Genomic DNA, 17,234 nt, shown 5'->3' with positions numbered 1-17,234 from the left:
AGCCAGATGCCTGTGTAGGAGCAGCCTTGTGCTGCGAAGAGGCCATAACGGCCACAGAAAATCGTTTGTCATACCGGCCTCTTCGCAGCACAAGGCTGCTCCTACAGAGGGGCGGCATCAGATCTGTATTCAACTGTTCACGCGCGCTGCCGATGAAATAAGGGCACAATGCCACTATTGATCTGCCGGGTTGGAGATTACCCTTGTTTCGTCTTGATGCTGTACGTGTAACCCACTTCCTGCCTTCGCTGTTTCTCTTGCTGGCAGGCCTTGCGGCGGCTTACGTAAGAGACCTCAGTGTCTTTTTCACATCGCTGTTCAATGTCTTGCCCACCTTGGTCCTGCTATTGGGCGGTGCTTACTGTGCTGTTTACCGACGTCAGCGTGAGCTGTTTCTGATGGTGACGGTGTACATCGCCTACTTCCTGCTCGACACCCAGACCGACTTCTACCGCGACAACGGCCACGTGCGTGCGGACGCCGCGGTCATCTTCCACTTGGTGTGCCTGCTGCTGCCGGCCCTGTTCGGGCTGTATGGCGCCTGGCAGGAGCGCACCCACCTGCTGCAGGACCTGGTCGCCCGCTTCGCAGTGTTGTTCGCCGTTGCCAGCGTTGCGGTGGCACTGGAACAAAGCTACCCCGATGCGCTACTGGCCTGGCTGGCGGAGATCCGCTGGCCGGCCTTGCACGGCCAGTGGATGAGCCTGATCCAGATGGTCTACCCGCTGTTCCTCGGCGTGTTCATCCTGCTGGTGGTGCAGTACCTGCGTGCGCCCAGGCCGTTGCATGCGGCGCAGGTCATTGGCCTGATTGGCCTGTTCTGGATGCTGCCGCAGACGTTCATCCTGCCGTTTACCCTGAACATCATGTGCAGCCAGGTGATGTTGATGATTGCCGCGGCCGTGGCGCACGAGGCCTATCAGATGGCCTTCCGCGACGAGCTGACGGGCTTGCCGGGGCGCCGTGCTTTGAACGAGCGTATGCAGCGGCTGGGGCGCAACTATGTGATCGCCATGACCGACGTCGACCACTTCAAGAAATTCAACGATACCCACGGTCACGATGTCGGCGACCAGGTGTTGCGCCTGGTTGCCAGCCGGTTGTCCAAGGTCACCGGTGGTGGCCGCGCCTACCGTTATGGTGGCGAGGAATTCGCCCTGGTCTTTGCGGGCAAGACGGCTGAAGAATGCGTGCCGCATGTGGAAGCTGTGCGCGGGGTGATTGCTAACTATGCGATGCAGCTGCGCGACCAGAACAGCCGACCGCAGGACGATTCGACAGGGCGTCAGCGCCGTGCTGGCAGCGGCGCGAGTACGGTGTCGGTGACCATCAGCATCGGTGTGGCCGAGCGCCAGGCCGATCATCGCAACCCGGAGGCGGTGCTCAAGTCTGCCGACCAGGCGCTGTACAGCGCCAAAGAGGCCGGGCGCAATTGTGTCATGGTGCATGGGCAACAATCGCAGCGTGGGGCGGTCCGCATGGTGTGACCAAACAAGACTATACGGTCAGCTGATGACCCTATGTCTCGTAAAAGTTGTTCGGTTACACTGCCTGCAACCCAGTGTCGCGGTTCCCCGAGACCGCCCCGACCCTACTAGTGAGAGGTTGTCATGGCCGACTATAAAGCGCCCCTGCGCGACATGCGCTTCGTTTTGAATGAAGTCTTCAACGTGACCGAGCAATGGGCGCAGTTGCCCGCGCTGGCCGAAGTGGTGGATGCCGAGACCGCCCTCGCCGTGCTGGAAGAGGCGGGCAAGGTGACGGCCAGGACCATCGCCCCACTCAGCCGTGCCGCCGACGAAGAGGGTTGCCACTGGGACAACGGCGCGGTCAGCACGCCGGCCGGCTTCATCGAGGCCTACAACACCTACGCCGAAGGTGGCTGGGTGGGCGTTGGTGGCGATCCCTTGTTCGGCGGCATGGGCATGCCCAAGGTTATCTCGGCCCAGGTCGAGGAAATGGTCAACGCGTCGAGCCTGGCCTTCGGCCTGTACCCGATGCTGACTGCCGGTGCCTGCCTGTCGATCAATGCCCACGCCAGTGAAGCGCTCAAGCAACAGTACCTGCCCAACATGTACGCCGGCGTCTGGGCGGGCTCCATGTGCCTGACCGAGCCCCATGCCGGCACCGACCTGGGCATCATCCGCACCAAGGCCGAACCCCAGGCTGACGGCAGCTACAAGGTCAGTGGCACCAAGATCTTCATCACCGGTGGTGAGCACGACCTGACCGAGAACATCATCCACCTGGTGCTGGCCAAGCTGCCGGACGCGCCCGCCGGGCCGAAAGGCATTTCGTTGTTCCTGGTGCCCAAGTTCCTGGTCAATCCAGACGGCAGCCTGGGGGCGCGCAACCCGGCCACTTGCGGCTCGATCGAACACAAGATGGGTATTCAAGCCTCCGCCACTTGTGTGATGAACTTCGACGAAGCGGTCGGTTACCTGGTCGGTGAGCCCAACAAGGGCTTGGCGGCCATGTTCACCATGATGAACTACGAGCGCCTGGGCGTCGGCATTCAGGGCCTGGCATCGGCTGAGCGTTCCTACCAGAACGCCGTTGAGTACGCCCGTGACCGCCTGCAGAGCCGTGCCCCGACCGGCCCGCACGCCAAGGACAAGGTTGCCGACCCGATCATCGTCCACCCTGATGTGCGGCGCATGCTGCTAACCATGAAGGCCTTGATCGAAGGCGGGCGCGCCTTCTCGAGCTACGTGGCGCTGCAACTCGACAGTGCCAAGTACAGCGAAGACGCCACCACGCGCAAGCGCAGTGAAGAGCTGGTGGCCTTGTTGACGCCGGTGGCCAAGGCCTTCCTGACCGACCTGGGCCTGGAGTGCGCGGTGCACGGCCAGCAGGTGTTCGGTGGGCATGGCTACATTCGTGAGTGGGGCCAGGAGCAACTGGTGCGTGATGTGCGGATTACGCAGATCTACGAAGGCACCAACGGCATCCAGGCCCTTGACCTGATGGGGCGCAAGGTGGTTGCCAGTGGCGGCGCATACTACAAGCTCTTCTCGGACGAGATCCGCCGCTTCATCGCCGGTGCCGACAGCGTGCTGGACGAGTTCGCCAAGCCGCTGGGTGCTTACCTCGACCAGCTGGACGGGCTGACCGAGTGGGTGCTGGAGCAGGCCAAGGGTAACCCCAATGAAATTGGCGCGGCCTCGGTCGAGTACCTGCATGCCTTTGGTTATGTGGCGTATGGCTATATGTGGGCGCTGATGGCGCGTGCGGCGCAGGCGGGTGAGGGGGATGAGGCGTTCTACTCGGGCAAGCTGGGTACGGCGCGGTTCTACTTTGCACGGTTGCTGCCACGGGTGGATTCGCTGGTGGCGTCGGTGAAGGCGGGGAGCGAGTCGCTGTACCTGCTGGATGCTGAGCAGTTCTGATAGATCTTGGGGCCGCTTTGCGGCCCATCGCGACGCAGGGCCGCTCCCACAGGTATCAATCGCGCAATTTCGGATCGTTGTGCGGTCCCATGGCTGGGACTGAATCCCCTTTGTAAGCTTTCTCCTACACGACGTGGTGACTTTTCACCACTGTTCTCAGATTGGATCCACAGGTAATCTTTACCACATGGACGTTGCGCAGGAAGCGCAAAGGACAGATCAAGGAAGACGACGAAGGACCACCTGCCAGGATGGCGGGGCGATACGGATGTCACAGGGAAACAGTCTGGAAAACCCCGCTTCGGCGGGGTTTTCTTTGTGCGCGTTTTTTTGTCAGCCCAGCACATCCAAAGGCGAGCCTCCCAGCTGGCGCGCGTCTGTCTCTTCTTCCAGTAACGTACGCAGCAGCTCCACCGAGGCTTGCTGGCGCTGCGCATCGCGGAACACCAGCCCGACCTTGAGCGGCACCCGCGGCTCGCTCAATGGCTTCCACAGCAGCCCCTGGTCATCCTCAGCCGCGTCCTTGGCCCGCCCCGGCAAGATGGTAGCCAGCGCCGTATGGGCCAGGCTGTCGAGAATCCCCGCCATGTTGTTCATCTCTGCCTGCACCTGCGGCCGACGGCCCTGGCTGGCCAGTTGCGCCTGCCAAATCTGGCGAATCTGAAACTCTTCGCCCAGCATCAGCATGGGCAGTTCAGCGGCCTGGCGGATCGACACCTTCTTGAAGTCCTTCAAGGGATGGGTGTCGGGGATGACCAACTGCAGTTCATCTTCGTACAGCAACAGGCCATGCAGCCCGGGTTGGCGCGGTGGCAGGTAACTGATGCCGATGTCCAGGCTGCCATTGAGCAGGCGCCGTTCGATTTCCAGCCCCGACAGCTCGTAGATTTGCACCACAAGGTGCGGCTGGGCCTTGCGCAAGCGTTCGAGCAACTGCGGCACCAGGCTGGGCCGCACGGTCTGCAGCACGCCGATGGCCAGGGTACGCAAAGACTGGCCCTTGAAGTTGCGCATGGCCTCCTGGGCCCGTTGCAGGCCATCGAGCAACGGCAGGGCATGGTTGTACAGCGTGTGGGCGGCCAAGGTCGGCAGCAGGCGTTTGTTGCTGCGCTCGAACAGGCTCAGGTCGAGGCTGTGCTCCAGTTGGCGGATCTGCTGGGAAAGCGCGGGTTGGGACAAAGACAGGCGCTCGGCGGCGCGGCCGACATGGCCTTCTTCGTACACCGCGACGAAATAACGCAGTTGGCGGAAATCCATAAGTAACACTTATCGAAAATGCTGGAAAAACGAAATGGTCGAAACCCGTCGTGGCGCCTAGTCTATCGCCGTATTCCAGTGGGTTACAGCGGTCATCGGGCCGGATTGTTACCCCGGATGAAAAACACTTTTGATAGGCAAGGCTGAATATCAAGTGCCGGCATCAAGACCGCACATTGGCCGCCCTTTACCGTGATTGGTTGGAGCCCTGATGAACCTGTTCAACCTGCGTCGCTCGGCTGCCGCCGCCGTCGCCGAGCCCGAGCGTGCGCCGGTGACCGTGGCGGATGCGCCGCAGTTGTCCCGTGAGCGCCTGATGCCGAGTACCGAACGTGCCCCGCAGGTTTTCGTGCGCGGCCAGGGCTCGTGGTTGTGGGACAGCGAAGGGCATGCCTTCCTCGACTTCACCCAGGGCGGCGCGGTGAACAGCCTCGGCCACAGCCCCAGCGTACTGGTCAAGGCGCTGGGCAATCAGGCCCAGGCGCTGATCAACCCGGGGTCGGGGTTTCACAGCCGCGGCCGGCTGGCGCTGGTCAACCGCCTGTGCCAGAGCACCGGCAGCGACCAGGCCTACCTGCTGAACAGCGGCGCCGAAGCGTGCGAAGGGGCGATCAAGCTGGCGCGCAAATGGGGCCAGCTGCACCGCAACGGCGCCTATCACATCATCACCGCCAGCCAGGCTTGCCACGGCCGCAGCCTGGGCGCGCTGTCAGCCTCCGACCCGCTGCCGTGCAATCGCTGCGAGCCTGGGCTGCCGGGCTTCAGCAAGGTGCCTTTCAATGACCTGGCGGCACTGCATGCGGAAGTGAACTCGCGCACCGTGGCGATCATGCTTGAGCCGATCCAGGGCGAGGCGGGGGTTATTCCCGCCACGCAGGCGTACCTCAAAGGCGTCGAAACGCTGTGCCGCGAGCTGGGCATCCTGCTGATTCTGGATGAAGTCCAGACCGGTATCGGCCGGTGTGGTGCGCTGCTCGCTGAGCAGACTTACGGGGTACGTGCCGACATCATCACCCTGGGCAAGGGCTTGGGCGGTGGGGTACCGCTGGCCGCCTTGCTGGCACGCGGCACCGCTTGCTGCGCCGAGCCGGGTGAGCTGGAAGGCAGCCACCATGGCAACGCGCTGATGAGCGCCGCAGGCCTGGCAGTGCTGGACACCGTGCTGGAGCCTGGCTTTTTCGAGCATGTGCAGGACAGCGGCCGCCACCTACGCGAAGGCCTGAGCCGCCTGGCTGGCCGTTATGGCCAGGGCGAGGTGCGTGGCCAGGGGCTGCTGTGGGCCCTGCAACTGCAGGAAGGCGTCGCCCAGGACCTGGTAACGGCCGCCCTGCATGAAGGCCTGCTGCTCAATGCTCCGCAGGCGGATGTGGTGCGTTTCTCGCCGGCGCTGACCGTGAGCAAGGGCAACATCGACGAAATGCTCCTGCGCTTGGCCCGCGCCTTTGCCCGCCTGCATGCACAGCAGCAAGCCCGCCGCGAAATGCCGGCGTAATTGAATTCAACGAACCGTCTGGCGTTCCTGCGCATCGCCCCTGGCCTGTTTCATTTGGCCCGGGGCGTTTTTTTTGAGGGGTACCCTGGCCCTGTGGAACCTCTATGACGCGCGGCTAGTCTCTGTTGTAACCCTTCAGGAGAGACTTGCATGGACTTCATTCGCATCATCATCGCCATCTTGCTGCCGCCGCTTGGGGTATTTCTGCAGGTGGGTTTTGCCGGGGCGTTCTGGCTGAATATTCTGCTGACGCTGTGTGGGTACATTCCGGGGATCGTGCATGCGGTGTATATCATCGCCAAGCGCTGAGAAACGCGGGGCCGCAGCGCGGCCCCCTTGGCTTTACTGGCCCAACACCCGGCAATAAAACGCCCATTCCTCTTCCAACGCATGCGCCAGGTTCTGTGCATTACGGAACCCGTGCCGCTCTCCCGCATAGAAGTGCCCCTCGGCTGCAATGCCATTTGCCTTCAGGGCGTCCAGCATCAGGCGCGTCTGCTCTGGCACCACCACCGCATCCAGCTCACCCTGGAAGAAAATCACCGGCACCTTGATCTGCGCTGCATGCAGCAGGGGCGTGCGTGCGCGATAACGTTCGGCGTCCTGCAGCGGGTCGCCGATCAACCAGTCCAGGTAATCCCCTTCGAACTTGTGCGTGGCGCGGCCCAGTGCGACAGGGTCACTGACGCCATACAGGCTGGCGCCGGCCCGGAACACATCATGGAACGCCAGGGCACATAGCGTGGTGTAGCCGCCCGCGCTGCCGCCGCGAATGAAGGCCTTGCTCGGGTCGATCAGCCCCAGCCCCGCCAAGTGCGCAACCGCCGCGCAGGCATCCTCGACATCGCTCTCGCCCCAGCGCAGGTGCAGCGCCTGGCGATAGGCCCGGCCATAACCCGTGCTGCCGCGGTAATTGAGGTCGGCGACGGCGAAGCCGCGCTGGGTCCAATACTGGATGCGTGGGTCGAGCGCTGGGTAGCACGCCGAGGTCGGCCCGCCATGAATAAACACCACCAAGGGCGCGGGCGCTTTGGCGTTCATGGCCGGGTAGAAGAAACCATGGGCGATACCGTTGCCGCTGGCGTAGCGCATGGCCTGCGGCTTGCTGATGCATTCGGCGGGCAGCACCTCGGCACCACCGGCCAGTACCCGCACCTCATGATTGCTCAGGTCGATGGCAATGACGGCGGGTGGGCTGACGGGCGAGGCGGCGATGGCATAGAGCTGCCCGGCATCCATCGCCAGGCTGCGAAAGCGGGTGTAGGCGCTGGCAAAACGCTCCACTTGCTGGTTTGCGGTTATCAGCCCTAGTTGCGCAAAGCCATCCTCGAACCAACTGGCTACATAGCGTTGCGGCCCCAGGGCGAGCCAGGTGCTGGTACCCAGTTGCCAGGGCGCGCCGGCATGGTCGGCGGGTTCGGCGGGCAGGGCCTGCCAGTGCCCGGCGATCTCCCCCCAGGGCTGCCAGAAGCCATTGCGGTCCGACAGGCAATACAAGCGGCCTTGCGCATCGAAACGCGGTTGTTGCAGGGATTCGTCCAAGCCCGCCACGCAACGCGCAGGCCCCCAGGCGCCGCTGCTGTCACGCTCGCGCAGCAGCAAGCGCGTCTGTGTCCAAGGTTGCGCCGGGCGGTCCCATTCGACCCAGGCCAAGCGCTGCCCGTCGCCGCTCAAGGTGGGTGACGCGTAGAAGTCGGCACCTTCAGCCAGCACCTCGCGGGCGCCTTCGCGCAGGGCAACCAGGCGATGTTCCACGGTTGGCCCATGGTGCTCCTCGACTGCCAGCACCTGGCCGTCATGCCAGTGCACATCGCCGTAGCGGCAGTCGTCTGCCTGGGTCAGCGGGCGCGGCACTTCGCCGTCCAGCCCTTGGGTATACACCTGTTGATCCGTTTCGTTGACGAAGACCAGCCCGTCACCGCCGACGCAGAAACTGCCGCCGCCGTATTCGTACACCCGGCTGCGCACACTGAAGCCATCCGGTGTCAGGCACTTGGCTTGGTACTGGTGCCAGTGCCAGATTCGGCAGGCGCCGTCGGCCGGGCGAAATTCGTTCCAGAACAGCCCGGCCGGGCTGACCTTGAGCTCGGCGAAGTCGGTGCCTGCAGCAACGGCCTGGGCTGCGCTGAATTCAGCCGCGAGCGATGACACGGGAGTTTCGTTCATTGCGGAAGGTCATCTCTTCAATCGCGAGTTGGGCGGTTTCTGCCTCCTCGCGGGCCTTGAGGATGATGCCGTGGTCAGCCGATTTTGCGCACACCGGGTCGGCGTTACTGGCATCGCCGGTGAGCATGAAGGCCTGGCAACGGCAACCGCCGAAGTCCTTTTCCTTCTCATCGCAGGAGCGGCAGGGCTCAGGCATCCATTGGTAACCGCGGAAACGGTTGAAGCCGAACGAGTCGTACCAGATATGCCGCAGGTCGTGGTCACGCACGTTGGGGAACTGCACCGGCAGTTGGCGGGCGCCGTGGCAGGGCAGGGCGGTGCCGTCCGGGGTGATGGTCAGGAATAGGCTGCCCCAGCCATTCATGCAGGCCTTGGGGCGCTCTTCGTAATAGTCCGGGGTGACGAAGATCAGCTTGCAGGGGTTGCCCTCGGCCTTGAGCTTGTCACGGTATTGGTTGGTGATGCGCTCGGCGCGCTCCAATTGCGCGCGGGTCGGCAGCAGGCCCAGGCGGTTGAGGTGCGCCCAGCCATAGAACTGGCAGGTGGCGAGCTCGACGAAGTCGGCTTCGAGGGCGATGCACAGCTCGATGATGCGGTCGATCTTGTCGATGTTGTGCCGATGGGTAACGAAGTTGAGCACCATCGGGTAGCCGTGGGCCTTCACGGCACGGGCCATCTCCAGCTTCTGCGCGAAGGCCTTTTTCGAGCCGGCCAGCAGGTTGTTCACCTGCTCGTCGCTGGCCTGGAAGCTGATCTGGATATGGTCCAGGCCGGCTTTTTTGAATTCGGCGATGCGGGCTTCGGTCAGGCCGATGCCGGAGGTGATCAGGTTGGTGTAGTAGCCCAGCCGACGGGCCTCACCGATCAGCTCGGCGAGGTCCTGGCGCACCAGCGGTTCGCCGCCGGAGAAGCCAATCTGCGCGGCGCCCATTTCTCGCGCTTCGGCCATCACCTTGAACCACTGCGCGGTGCTTAGTTCTTGGCCTTGGGCAGCGAAGTCCAGCGGGTTGGAGCAGTACGGGCATTGCAGCGGGCAACGGTAGGTGAGCTCGGCCAGCAGCCACAGCGGCAAGCCGACCTCGGGCGTGGCCGGCAACTCAGGCGAGGACGATCCAGTGTTCGCCACGGGCCACCTCCATGAACTGCTCGATGTCGTCGGCAACTTCCGGCACATCGGGGAACTGCCGTGCAAGTTCGGCAATGATTGCCGCGACGTCGCGCTGGCCATCGATCAGGCCGCCGATCAGCGCAGCGCTTTCGTTGAGCTTGATCATGCCCTCGGGGTACAGCAACACATGGCCTTTCTGTGCCGGCTCGTACTGGAAGCGGTAGCCGGGGCGCCAGTTGGGCACTTGCTTGCGATCGAAAGTCATAGGGCGATCCCCTTGTGCCAGACCCGTTCCTGGGTGACCGAATGATAAGGCGGGCGGTTCAGCTCGTAGGCCATGCTCATGGCATCGAGCATGCTCCAAAGAATATCCAGCTTGAACTGCAGGATCTCCAGCATACGCTCCTGGCCCGCACGGGTGGTGTAGTGCTGCAAGGTGATTGCCAGGCCGTGCTCGACATCACGCCGCGCCTGGCCCAGGCGCGTGCGGAAGTATTCGTAGCCGGCGGGGTCGATCCAGGGGTAGTGCTGTGGCCAGCTGTCCAGGCGCGACTGGTGGATCTGCGGGGCGAACAGCTCGGTCAGCGAGCTGCTGGCCGCCTCTTGCCAACTGGCGCGGCGGGCGAAGTTGACGTAGGCGTCGACGGCAAAGCGCACGCCGGGCAGTACCAGCTCCTGGGAGCGCAGTTGATCAGGGTCCAGGCCCACGGCCTGGCCAAGGCGCAGCCAGGCCTCAATACCGCCGTCTTCGCCAGGCGCGCCGTCATGGTCGAGCAGGCGCTGGATCCACTCACGGCGTACTTCGCGGTCCGGGCAGTTGGCCAGGATCGCGGCATCCTTCATCGGGATGTTGACCTGGTAGTAGAAGCGGTTGGCTACCCAGCCCTGGATCTGCTCGCGGCTGGCGCGGCCTTGGTACATCGCCACGTGATACGGGTGATGAATATGGTAGTAGGCACCTTTGGCGCGCAGGGCCTGCTCGAATTCGGCAGGGGACATCGGCAACGGGTCGCTCATCAGGCCTCCTTAAAGCTCGATGCTCATGCCATCGAAGGCGACTTCAACGCCTCGACGCTGGACCTCGGCCCGTTCTGGCGAGTCTTCATCGAGAATTGGGTTGGTGTTGTTGATGTGGATAAGTACCTTGCGCTGGCGCGGGAAACCATCGAGCACCTCGAGCATACCGCCGGGGCCGTTTTGCGCCAGGTGGCCCATCTCGCGACCGGTGCGGGTGCCGACACCACGGCGCTGCATTTCATCGTCTTCCCACAGGGTGCCGTCGACCAGCAGGCAGTCGGCGCCGTGCATCATCGCCAGCAGCTTGTCGTCGACCAGGCCCAGGCCCGGGGCGTAGAACAGCTTGCCACCGGTGCGGGTGTCTTCGACCAGCAAGCCCAGGTTGTCACCCGGGTGCGGGTCGAAGCGGTGCGGCGAATAGGGGGGCGCGGCGCTGCGCAGGGGGAAGGGCGTGAACCTGAGGTTGGGGCAGGCGTCGATAACGAAGCTGCCTTCGAGCTCGATGCGGTTCCATTGCAGGCCGCCGTTCCAGTGGCTGAGCATGTTGAACAGCGGAAAGCCGGTGGTCAGGTCTTGGTGGACCATGTCTGTGCACCACACCTGGTGCGGGCAGCCTTCGCGCAGGCTGAGCAGGCCGGTGGTGTGGTCGATCTGGCTGTCGAGCAGGACGATGGCATTGATGCCGGTATCGCGCAGGGCGCGGGCCGGCTGCATCGGCGCGAAGGCCTGCAGTTGGGCGCGGATGTCGGGCGAGGCATTGCACAAGACCCAGTGCTCGCCATCGTCGGACAGCGCGATGGACGATTGCGTGCGCGCCGTGGCCCGCAGGCTGCCGTCGCGGTAGCCCTTGCAGTTGACGCAGTTGCAGTTCCACTGGGGGAAGCCGCCGCCGGCGGCAGAACCGAGAATCTGGATGTACATGGCCACTCTCTACCGGAAAACCGTTTCCAAAAAACACAAACGCCCCGGCGGGCCGAGGCGTCGAACCGTAAGCAGGGCTTAGCGGTTGGCGAAGTACATGGTGACTTCGAAGCCGATACGCAGATCAGTGTATGCAGGTTTGGTCCACATGGGATGACTCCTTCCGAACGGGGTTGGGTTGGTCAGCTACTTATTGGGTACCGCCGTACGCCGGAGGTTCCCTTGACTGAGATTGCGCTATCTTACAAGAAAAATTTGTACCGAAAGGTTAATTCTTCGAAAAGCGCCCTTGCAGTTAACGTAACAATCCTCGTTTTTGCTATTGCCAGGATGGGTCTGGCGCTGCGCTGTTGGCCAAGCAGAGCCAAGGGGCATGAGGGGCCAGAAGACTGCCAAGTAGCGCATCAAGGTCCGCTTGCCGAGCCATGAGGATAGACCACTGTAGGTCATTCAGCCTGTCGGGTCGTGTCGCCAGGTGTGTCTGCCACGCCCATTCGGCCACCTCGGCATTGGCCATCGCAGGCTCGGCGAACTGCTCGGCCAGCGCCTGCTGTGCTGCGCTGTCGAGCACCACGCCTTTGCTTAGGACCGGCTGCAGGTGAGCGAGAATTTGAGCAGGGGTGGCATGGGGCGATTGCACGCCAAACAGCAGGCCAGCGCAGCCTTCAATCTGACGGAAGGCGCTGAACACCGCGTAGCCCAGTTGCAGCTCTACCCGTAGGCGTTGATACACCGGCCCCTGCAACAGCTGCGCGATCAGGCGGCCGATGGCTTGCTGGTCAGCGGGCACTGGGCAGAACAGCAACACCGCGTTTTCGCTGCCGGCCAGTGCAGCGTCTACCCATCGACGGGCCTGCCACTGGGGCGGCGCAGGGGCAGTGGCGCCTTGCCCGGGGCAATGGGTCAGCACGGTGCCGAGAGGGCCCGGGTCATCAAAGCCCAGTGCCAGACCATGCCAGCGGGCCTGTTCCCACGCCTGCGCAAGCTGCCTCGGTTCGAGCGAGCCCGCGGGTAGCGGTTCGGCCTTGTGGGCATGCATGGCATCAGGCAGTCGCTTGAGCAGGGCTCTGATCGGGATCAGGGCGGGCGCGGGCGGCGGCGGGGTCTGCCAATCGGCAGGTGAGGGCGCGTTCAGCAGCGCGAGGGCTTCGGTGACGGCGTTCATCACTGCCGACGGTTGGCCGGCGCACTGTAGCTGCCAATATTCGCCAGCTTCGCTGAACTGTAGGTGCAGCCCGGCGCGTTCGGCGCGCTCCTGCAAGGGGCGCAGCGCCTGGCAAAGGATCGTGAACACGCCATGGCGCAGGCTTGAGGGCAGGTGCCAGCGTAGATAAAGGGCGGCGTATTGGCGTGATGCCGGGAGCATGTCGCTGATGGCCAGTGCGTTGGGTAACGGCGCGGTCGCGGGGGGCGGTGAGGCGGTGAGCAGAGCGTCTGCGGCGGGTATCTGCCATTGGCCAAGCTCGCCGCTGGGAAGGCTTGCAAGCAGTGCCTTCAGCGCACTCAGGCCTTGTTCGTCGAGTGCGGCGAAGGGCTGGCCTGAGCTGTCCCGTCGTGCCAGCTCCAGCGGGCTGGCGGCCCACTCACGGCTGCGCTGTAATTGACTGAACGCGGCGTTCAGCCGCTGCGGATCAGCCTGACGGATAAAACCGAACCAGCTGTGCAGCAATGCGATCGCCTCATCCTTGCAGGCATCAGCCCTGAGCTGCAGGTCGATGTGCCAGAGCAACTGCCCGGCGAACGCATACAGCGTTTCGGCTTTGAAGCCTTGCAGCCAACCGCGCTGGCGAAGCGCACTCAGCCATCCCCCTGGTCGGCTGTCGTCGAGCAGGTCGATCAGCAACCCCAGTGCGCGCTCGGCACCTTCTGGCAGGCTTTCGTGGGCGAACGTCAGTGGCTGCCCGGCCCTGCGCAGCGGCGGCGGCGATGCCTGCGCGGCACGGCTACCGGCCGGGAACAGGCTGCCAAATTTCCGGCCCAGGCGTTCCAGTGCTTCAAGCGGTTGTGGGCCGCACAGGCTCAGTGTGATCTGCCCACCTTGGTAGAAGCGTTGGTGAAACAGGCCAAGGGCGCGTTGAAACGCAGGATCTTGCAGGGCGAGGGTGTAACGATTGCCCGCCTGAAAACTGCTCAGCGGATGCTGGGGCGAAACCGACTGCAGCAGGGCGAATTGCTGCTGAGCCTGCGGGTTACGCGACCAGGCGATGAACTCGGCATGAATGACCTCACGCTCCCGGCGCTGGTGCTCGATGCCAAGGTCGGGTTCGGCCAGCATCTGGCACAGGCGCTCCAGCCCGCCGGCCAAAGCCGCGGGGGGGACCTCGAAGAAAAAGTCGGTGGTGCGCTCACGGGTGCTGGCGTTGACCTGGCCACCGAGGGCCTGCACATACCGCATCAGGCCGTCTTCCAATGGGAAGCGCGCTGTGCCCAGGAAGAACAGGTGTTCGAGAAAGTGCGCCATACCCGGCCATTTTGCCGGGGCATCGTGGCTGCCTGCCTGCACCCGCAACGCGGCCGCCGCACGCTTGAGGCGCGGGGCATGGCGCAGGGTCAGCTGCAGGCCGTTGGCGAGGGTGAGGTGCTGCGTGGCGTCAGGCATGGGGGCTCCAGGTAGGCGTTAATGCTAACGCACTGTCGTAACCCTTGCCGCTCCTACAAACCCTCGCGCACATGCAGTTCCTGGCGCAAGTCGGTCAGGTAAGGAAACGCCTTGCGCCCTTCTACCACCTGCTCACGCGCAAGCTCGGCCAGCAACTGGCACTCGTCCCGCCCGGCCATGGCCAGCAGGCTGCCATCCGGGCCGATGATGCTGCTCTGGCCGCAATACTGGATGTCGCCCTCGGCCCCACAATAGTTGGCATACACCAGGTAACACTGGTTCTCCTGCGCCCGCGCTCGCACTGTCACCTGGCAGATGAAATCGTAAGGCGCCATGTTCGCCGTCGGTACCAGGATAAGTTCGGCGCCGTCCAGCGCCAGGCGCCGGGCGTTCTCCGGGAACTCGATGTCGTAGCAGATCAGCATGCCGACCTTCCAGCCTTCCAGTTCCACAACCGGGAAATGGTCGGGGCCTGCGCTGAACATCGAGCGGTCCAGCTCACCGAACAGGTGCGTCTTACGGTAGTTGCACAGGCTGCGACCGTGGGCATCAATCAACTGCACGCTGTTGTAGAACGCGCCATCATCGCCGCGCTCCGGGTAGCCATAGGTGATGGCGATGCGATGCGCCTGGGCGATCTCCACCACGTCCATGGCCGCGGGGCCATCACTGGCCTCGGCCAGGCGCTCGACCTGGGCCAGGCCGATGTTGTAGCCGGTGAGGAACATCTCCGGGCACACCAGCAGCTGGGCGCCGCTTTCAGCCGCCCGTTGCGCCTGGTGCTGCAGCCGTTGCAGATTGCCGGGCACGTCCAGTGGGTTGGGCGCGCCTTGGAACAGAGCGATGCGCATGGCGCCTCCTTGTCTCAATCGGCCAGGGCGATCGGGCCGATTTCATCGAACACATCGCCTGGGCCTGGGTTGTCCGGGTGGGTCTGGCCACCGAAGTGGTTCATGATACCCCACACGGCATTGAGCGACGTCTGCACCGCGCCTTCCACCCACGCCGGCGTCCACGACACGTCGTCGCCGGCGATGAATATGCCGCGCTGTTCGGCGGGCATGTCCTGCTGCATGAAGTGCGCGTACATGCGCTGGTTGTAGCGGTAGTGGCCCGGGAGCGCGCCCTTGAAAGCACCGAGAAAATGCGGGTCGGCCTCCCACGATATGGTGATCGGGTCGCCGATGATGTGCCCGGCGATATCGGTCTTCGGGTAGATTTTCTTCAGTGCGTCGAGGGCCAGTTGCACGCGTTTTTCCACCGGGTGCGGGAGCATCTTCAGGGCATCGCTCATCCACGCGTAGGACAGGCAGATCACCCCCGGCTTGTCGTCACCGTTGTCGAACAGGTAGGTACCGCGGGTGAGGCGGTCGGTGAGCGTCATGCTCATCAGGTCGCGGCCGGTTTGCGGGTCTTTGTCCTTCCAGAACGGGCGGTCGACCATCACGAAGGTTTTCGACGATTGCATGTAGCGGGTACGGTCCAGGGCCATCCACATCTTCTGCGAGAACAGCGACTCTTCGCAGTCGATCTGCGTGGTCAGCAGCCAGGTCTGGCACGTTGCAAGCACGGCGGCGTAATGGCGGGTGTCGCCCCAGTTGTCGGTCACCGCCAACTGGCCATCGGCGGCGCGGGCAATGCGCTTGACCCCGGTGCGCGGCGCACCGCCGTGCAGCGAGCTGAGGCTGGTGCCTTGCGGCCAATGGGCGCAGCGCTCCGGCACATGGCGCCAGATGCCTTGCGGCACCTGCTCGACGCCGCCCACGACCAAGTGTTGGTGGTCGTCGCAATTGGTCATCACCACGCGGAAGATTTCCAGCATCGAGTTGGGGAAGTCCGAATCCCAGCCTCCGGTACCGAAGCCGACCTGGCCGAACACCTCCCGGTGCTGGAAGCTCAGCTTGGCGAACGAGCGCGAGGTGGCGACGAAGTCGTAGAACGTGCGGTCGTCCCACAGGGGCACCAGCGTGTTCCACAGCGCTTTCAGGCGCGGTACATCACGGTCCCGGATCGCCTGCTGGATATCGGCAAACTGCGCGCCGCTTTCCAGGGCGTCGGCCCAGGCGTCGGCCACCTCGTGGAACAGGTCGGGCAAATCGGCGGCCTTTTCGGCGTAGTAGGTCTGGCCTTCCAGGTCGATTACTGTGCTGCCCGAGGCGGGGGTCAGCGGGTTGGGGAATGGCTTGGTCTCCAGGCCCAACTTGTCCACATAGTGGTAGAAGGCCGTCGAGGAGACCGGAAAGCGCATGCCACCCAACTCGGCGATGATCCCGTCGGTGCCGTTGAAGGCTTGCGAGCGCAGCCGGCCACCCAGTTTCGACGCTTCATAGACGACAGGCTTGAGGCCCAGCTTCATCAACTCGTAAGCCGCTACCAGGCCAGCGATCCCGGCCCCGACAATCGCCACTTCCTCGCCCTGGCGCTCGGCCGGGATGCTGCCCAGGCCGGCCGGGTGTTCCAGCCAGTCATCGAAGGCGAAGGGGAAGTCCGGGCCGAAGATGGTGATGGGTTTTTTGCCGTCGGCGGGGTGGCGGTTCTTGTTGTTCATGAAGTGACCTTGCCAGAGGGGCTGCGCAGAGAGCGGAGCCTGAGTATAGGAGATGCCTGGGGGTCATTTTAGGGCGTGGGGGGTTCGTAATTAAGATGCAGAGTGTTGTCTGAATGTATGTTTTTTCGTCTAAATGAGCATTAATTGATTGTTTTTGACGAGATCGATGGTGACGGTTAAGAGTTTGTCTGGAGATTTGCAGCGCCTATGAGATCGAGCGCCGCCAATCGCAAGCCTGGCACCTCGTGCCCCTCACGTCACAGCAACTGCCCCCGGTCCACCTTGCTGCTCAAAATGATCGACGTGGTGGTTTTCTCCACCCCATCGACACTGCCGATCTGGTCAAGCAACTGGTCCAGTTGCTCCGGCGAATCGGTCCGCAGCCAAGCCACATAATCGAACTCGCCACTCACCGCGCACAGTTGCTGCACCTGCCCCATGGCACTCAGACGCCGCACCACCTCCTTGCCGGAACGGGGCTGCACCTTGATCCCGACATACGCCTGCAAGCCACCGCCCATCACGTGTTGGCCCAGGCGCACACCGTAGCCTGAGATCACCTTGTTCTTTTCCAGCCGCTCCAAGCGTGAGTTGACCGTGGTGCGCGCGATACCCAGCAGCCGGGCGAGGGTGGCAACGCTTTCGCGGGCGTTGATTTGCAGCAGGGCGATCAGCTGGCGGTCGATTTCATCCAGCGTAATGGGGCGGGCATCCGACATGGCAAGTCTCTACAGTGG

The 17,234-nt window shown here is 63.6% G+C and carries 15 protein-coding genes; 4 read left to right on the top strand and 11 right to left on the bottom strand.

All coding sequences use genetic code 11. The features are described from left to right. The first annotated feature begins 203 nt into the window (after positions 1-203). A complete protein-coding gene (locus MFF34_RS08530) occupies positions 204-1,487 on the top strand; it encodes a diguanylate cyclase (RefSeq protein ID WP_238212417.1) in 1,284 nt (427 codons plus the stop codon). Between the two features lie 123 nt (positions 1,488-1,610). Continuing rightward, complete coding sequence (locus MFF34_RS08525; RefSeq protein WP_238212407.1) at positions 1,611-3,389, top strand: acyl-CoA dehydrogenase C-terminal domain-containing protein; 1,779 nt, start codon at positions 1,611-1,613, stop codon at positions 3,387-3,389. A gap of 333 nt (positions 3,390-3,722) precedes the next feature. On the opposite strand, the gene MFF34_RS08520 is transcribed toward MFF34_RS08525, so the two are convergent. After that, complete coding sequence (locus tag MFF34_RS08520; protein WP_085274061.1) at positions 3,723-4,646, bottom strand: LysR family transcriptional regulator; 924 nt, start codon at positions 4,644-4,646, stop codon at positions 3,723-3,725. A 211-nt stretch (positions 4,647-4,857) separates the two neighbouring features. On the opposite strand from MFF34_RS08520, the gene MFF34_RS08515 reads away from it, so the two are divergent. Both MFF34_RS08515 and MFF34_RS08510 read left to right on the top strand, forming a co-directional pair. After that, on the top strand, positions 4,858-6,138 hold the full coding sequence (locus MFF34_RS08515; RefSeq protein WP_238212397.1) for an aspartate aminotransferase family protein: 1,281 nt from the start codon (positions 4,858-4,860) through the stop codon (positions 6,136-6,138). Between the two features lie 150 nt (positions 6,139-6,288). Continuing rightward, a complete protein-coding gene (locus MFF34_RS08510) occupies positions 6,289-6,447 on the top strand; it encodes a YqaE/Pmp3 family membrane protein (protein WP_007904205.1) in 159 nt (52 codons plus the stop codon). Between the two features lie 33 nt (positions 6,448-6,480). On the opposite strand, the gene MFF34_RS08505 is transcribed toward MFF34_RS08510, so the two are convergent. The 10 genes from MFF34_RS08505 to MFF34_RS08460 form a co-directional block, all read right to left on the bottom strand. Next, positions 6,481-8,304 carry a S9 family peptidase gene (locus tag MFF34_RS08505; protein WP_238212395.1) on the bottom strand — a complete coding sequence of 608 codons (1,824 nt, stop codon included), beginning with the start codon at positions 8,302-8,304 and terminating at the stop codon, positions 6,481-6,483. Beyond that, positions 8,270-9,430: a pyrroloquinoline quinone biosynthesis protein PqqE gene (pqqE, locus tag MFF34_RS08500; protein WP_027594360.1), complete on the bottom strand. Its 1,161-nt coding sequence runs from the start codon at positions 9,428-9,430 to the stop codon at positions 8,270-8,272. Before pqqE ends, MFF34_RS08505 begins: the two co-directional genes overlap by 35 nt. After that, positions 9,402-9,677 carry a pyrroloquinoline quinone biosynthesis peptide chaperone PqqD gene (gene pqqD, locus MFF34_RS08495; protein ID WP_238212393.1) on the bottom strand — a complete coding sequence of 92 codons (276 nt, stop codon included), beginning with the start codon at positions 9,675-9,677 and terminating at the stop codon, positions 9,402-9,404. Before pqqD ends, pqqE begins: the two co-directional genes overlap by 29 nt. Further along, positions 9,674-10,429, bottom strand: a complete 756-nt coding sequence (gene pqqC, locus MFF34_RS08490; RefSeq protein WP_027594362.1) for a pyrroloquinoline-quinone synthase PqqC — start codon at positions 10,427-10,429, stop codon at positions 9,674-9,676. The genes pqqD and pqqC overlap by 4 nt, the downstream gene beginning before the upstream one ends. Before the next feature lie 9 nt (positions 10,430-10,438). After that, positions 10,439-11,350, bottom strand: a complete 912-nt coding sequence (gene pqqB / locus MFF34_RS08485) for a pyrroloquinoline quinone biosynthesis protein PqqB (RefSeq protein WP_238212391.1) — start codon at positions 11,348-11,350, stop codon at positions 10,439-10,441. 78 nt (positions 11,351-11,428) lie between these two features. After that, positions 11,429-11,500: a pyrroloquinoline quinone precursor peptide PqqA gene (gene pqqA, locus MFF34_RS08480; RefSeq protein ID WP_003243383.1), complete on the bottom strand. Its 72-nt coding sequence runs from the start codon at positions 11,498-11,500 to the stop codon at positions 11,429-11,431. A gap of 169 nt (positions 11,501-11,669) precedes the next feature. Continuing rightward, positions 11,670-13,949, bottom strand: a complete 2,280-nt coding sequence (gene pqqF / locus MFF34_RS08475; protein WP_238212383.1) for a pyrroloquinoline quinone biosynthesis protein PqqF — start codon at positions 13,947-13,949, stop codon at positions 11,670-11,672. A 53-nt stretch (positions 13,950-14,002) separates the two neighbouring features. Next, positions 14,003-14,800, bottom strand: coding sequence for a carbon-nitrogen hydrolase family protein (locus tag MFF34_RS08470; protein ID WP_238212381.1), 798 nt, complete (start codon positions 14,798-14,800; stop codon positions 14,003-14,005). A gap of 14 nt (positions 14,801-14,814) precedes the next feature. Then, positions 14,815-16,497, bottom strand: coding sequence for an NAD(P)/FAD-dependent oxidoreductase (locus MFF34_RS08465; protein ID WP_238212379.1), 1,683 nt, complete (start codon positions 16,495-16,497; stop codon positions 14,815-14,817). 257 nt (positions 16,498-16,754) lie between these two features. Beyond that, on the bottom strand, positions 16,755-17,216 hold the full coding sequence (locus MFF34_RS08460) for an Lrp/AsnC family transcriptional regulator (protein ID WP_027594369.1): 462 nt from the start codon (positions 17,214-17,216) through the stop codon (positions 16,755-16,757). Between the last annotated feature and the right edge of the window lie 18 nt (positions 17,217-17,234).

This window comes from Pseudomonas sp. PAGU 2196 (assembly GCF_022179005.1).
GTDB classification, from domain to species: domain Bacteria; phylum Pseudomonadota; class Gammaproteobacteria; order Pseudomonadales; family Pseudomonadaceae; genus Aquipseudomonas; species Aquipseudomonas kermanshahensis.
The sequence above is the reverse complement of the archived record's forward strand: the minus strand, read 5'-3'. Positions and strand labels throughout refer to the sequence as shown.

Coding starts and splice junctions, on each gene's coding strand:
- MFF34_RS08525 (WP_238212407.1), top strand. CDS start 1,611: ATGGCCGACTATAAAGCGCCCCTGCGCGACATGCGCTTCGTTTTGAAT.
- MFF34_RS08520 (WP_085274061.1), bottom strand. CDS start 4,646: ATGGATTTCCGCCAACTGCGTTATTTCGTCGCGGTGTACGAAGAAGGC.
- MFF34_RS08515 (WP_238212397.1), top strand. CDS start 4,858: ATGAACCTGTTCAACCTGCGTCGCTCGGCTGCCGCCGCCGTCGCCGAG.
- MFF34_RS08510 (WP_007904205.1), top strand. CDS start 6,289: ATGGACTTCATTCGCATCATCATCGCCATCTTGCTGCCGCCGCTTGGG.
- MFF34_RS08505 (WP_238212395.1), bottom strand. CDS start 8,304: ATGAACGAAACTCCCGTGTCATCGCTCGCGGCTGAATTCAGCGCAGCC.
- pqqD (WP_238212393.1), bottom strand. CDS start 9,677: ATGACTTTCGATCGCAAGCAAGTGCCCAACTGGCGCCCCGGCTACCGC.
- pqqC (WP_027594362.1), bottom strand. CDS start 10,429: ATGAGCGACCCGTTGCCGATGTCCCCTGCCGAATTCGAGCAGGCCCTG.
- pqqB (WP_238212391.1), bottom strand. CDS start 11,350: ATGTACATCCAGATTCTCGGTTCTGCCGCCGGCGGCGGCTTCCCCCAG.
- pqqF (WP_238212383.1), bottom strand. CDS start 13,949: ATGCCTGACGCCACGCAGCACCTCACCCTCGCCAACGGCCTGCAGCTG.
- MFF34_RS08470 (WP_238212381.1), bottom strand. CDS start 14,800: ATGCGCATCGCTCTGTTCCAAGGCGCGCCCAACCCACTGGACGTGCCC.
- MFF34_RS08465 (WP_238212379.1), bottom strand. CDS start 16,497: ATGAACAACAAGAACCGCCACCCCGCCGACGGCAAAAAACCCATCACC.
- MFF34_RS08460 (WP_027594369.1), bottom strand. CDS start 17,216: ATGTCGGATGCCCGCCCCATTACGCTGGATGAAATCGACCGCCAGCTG.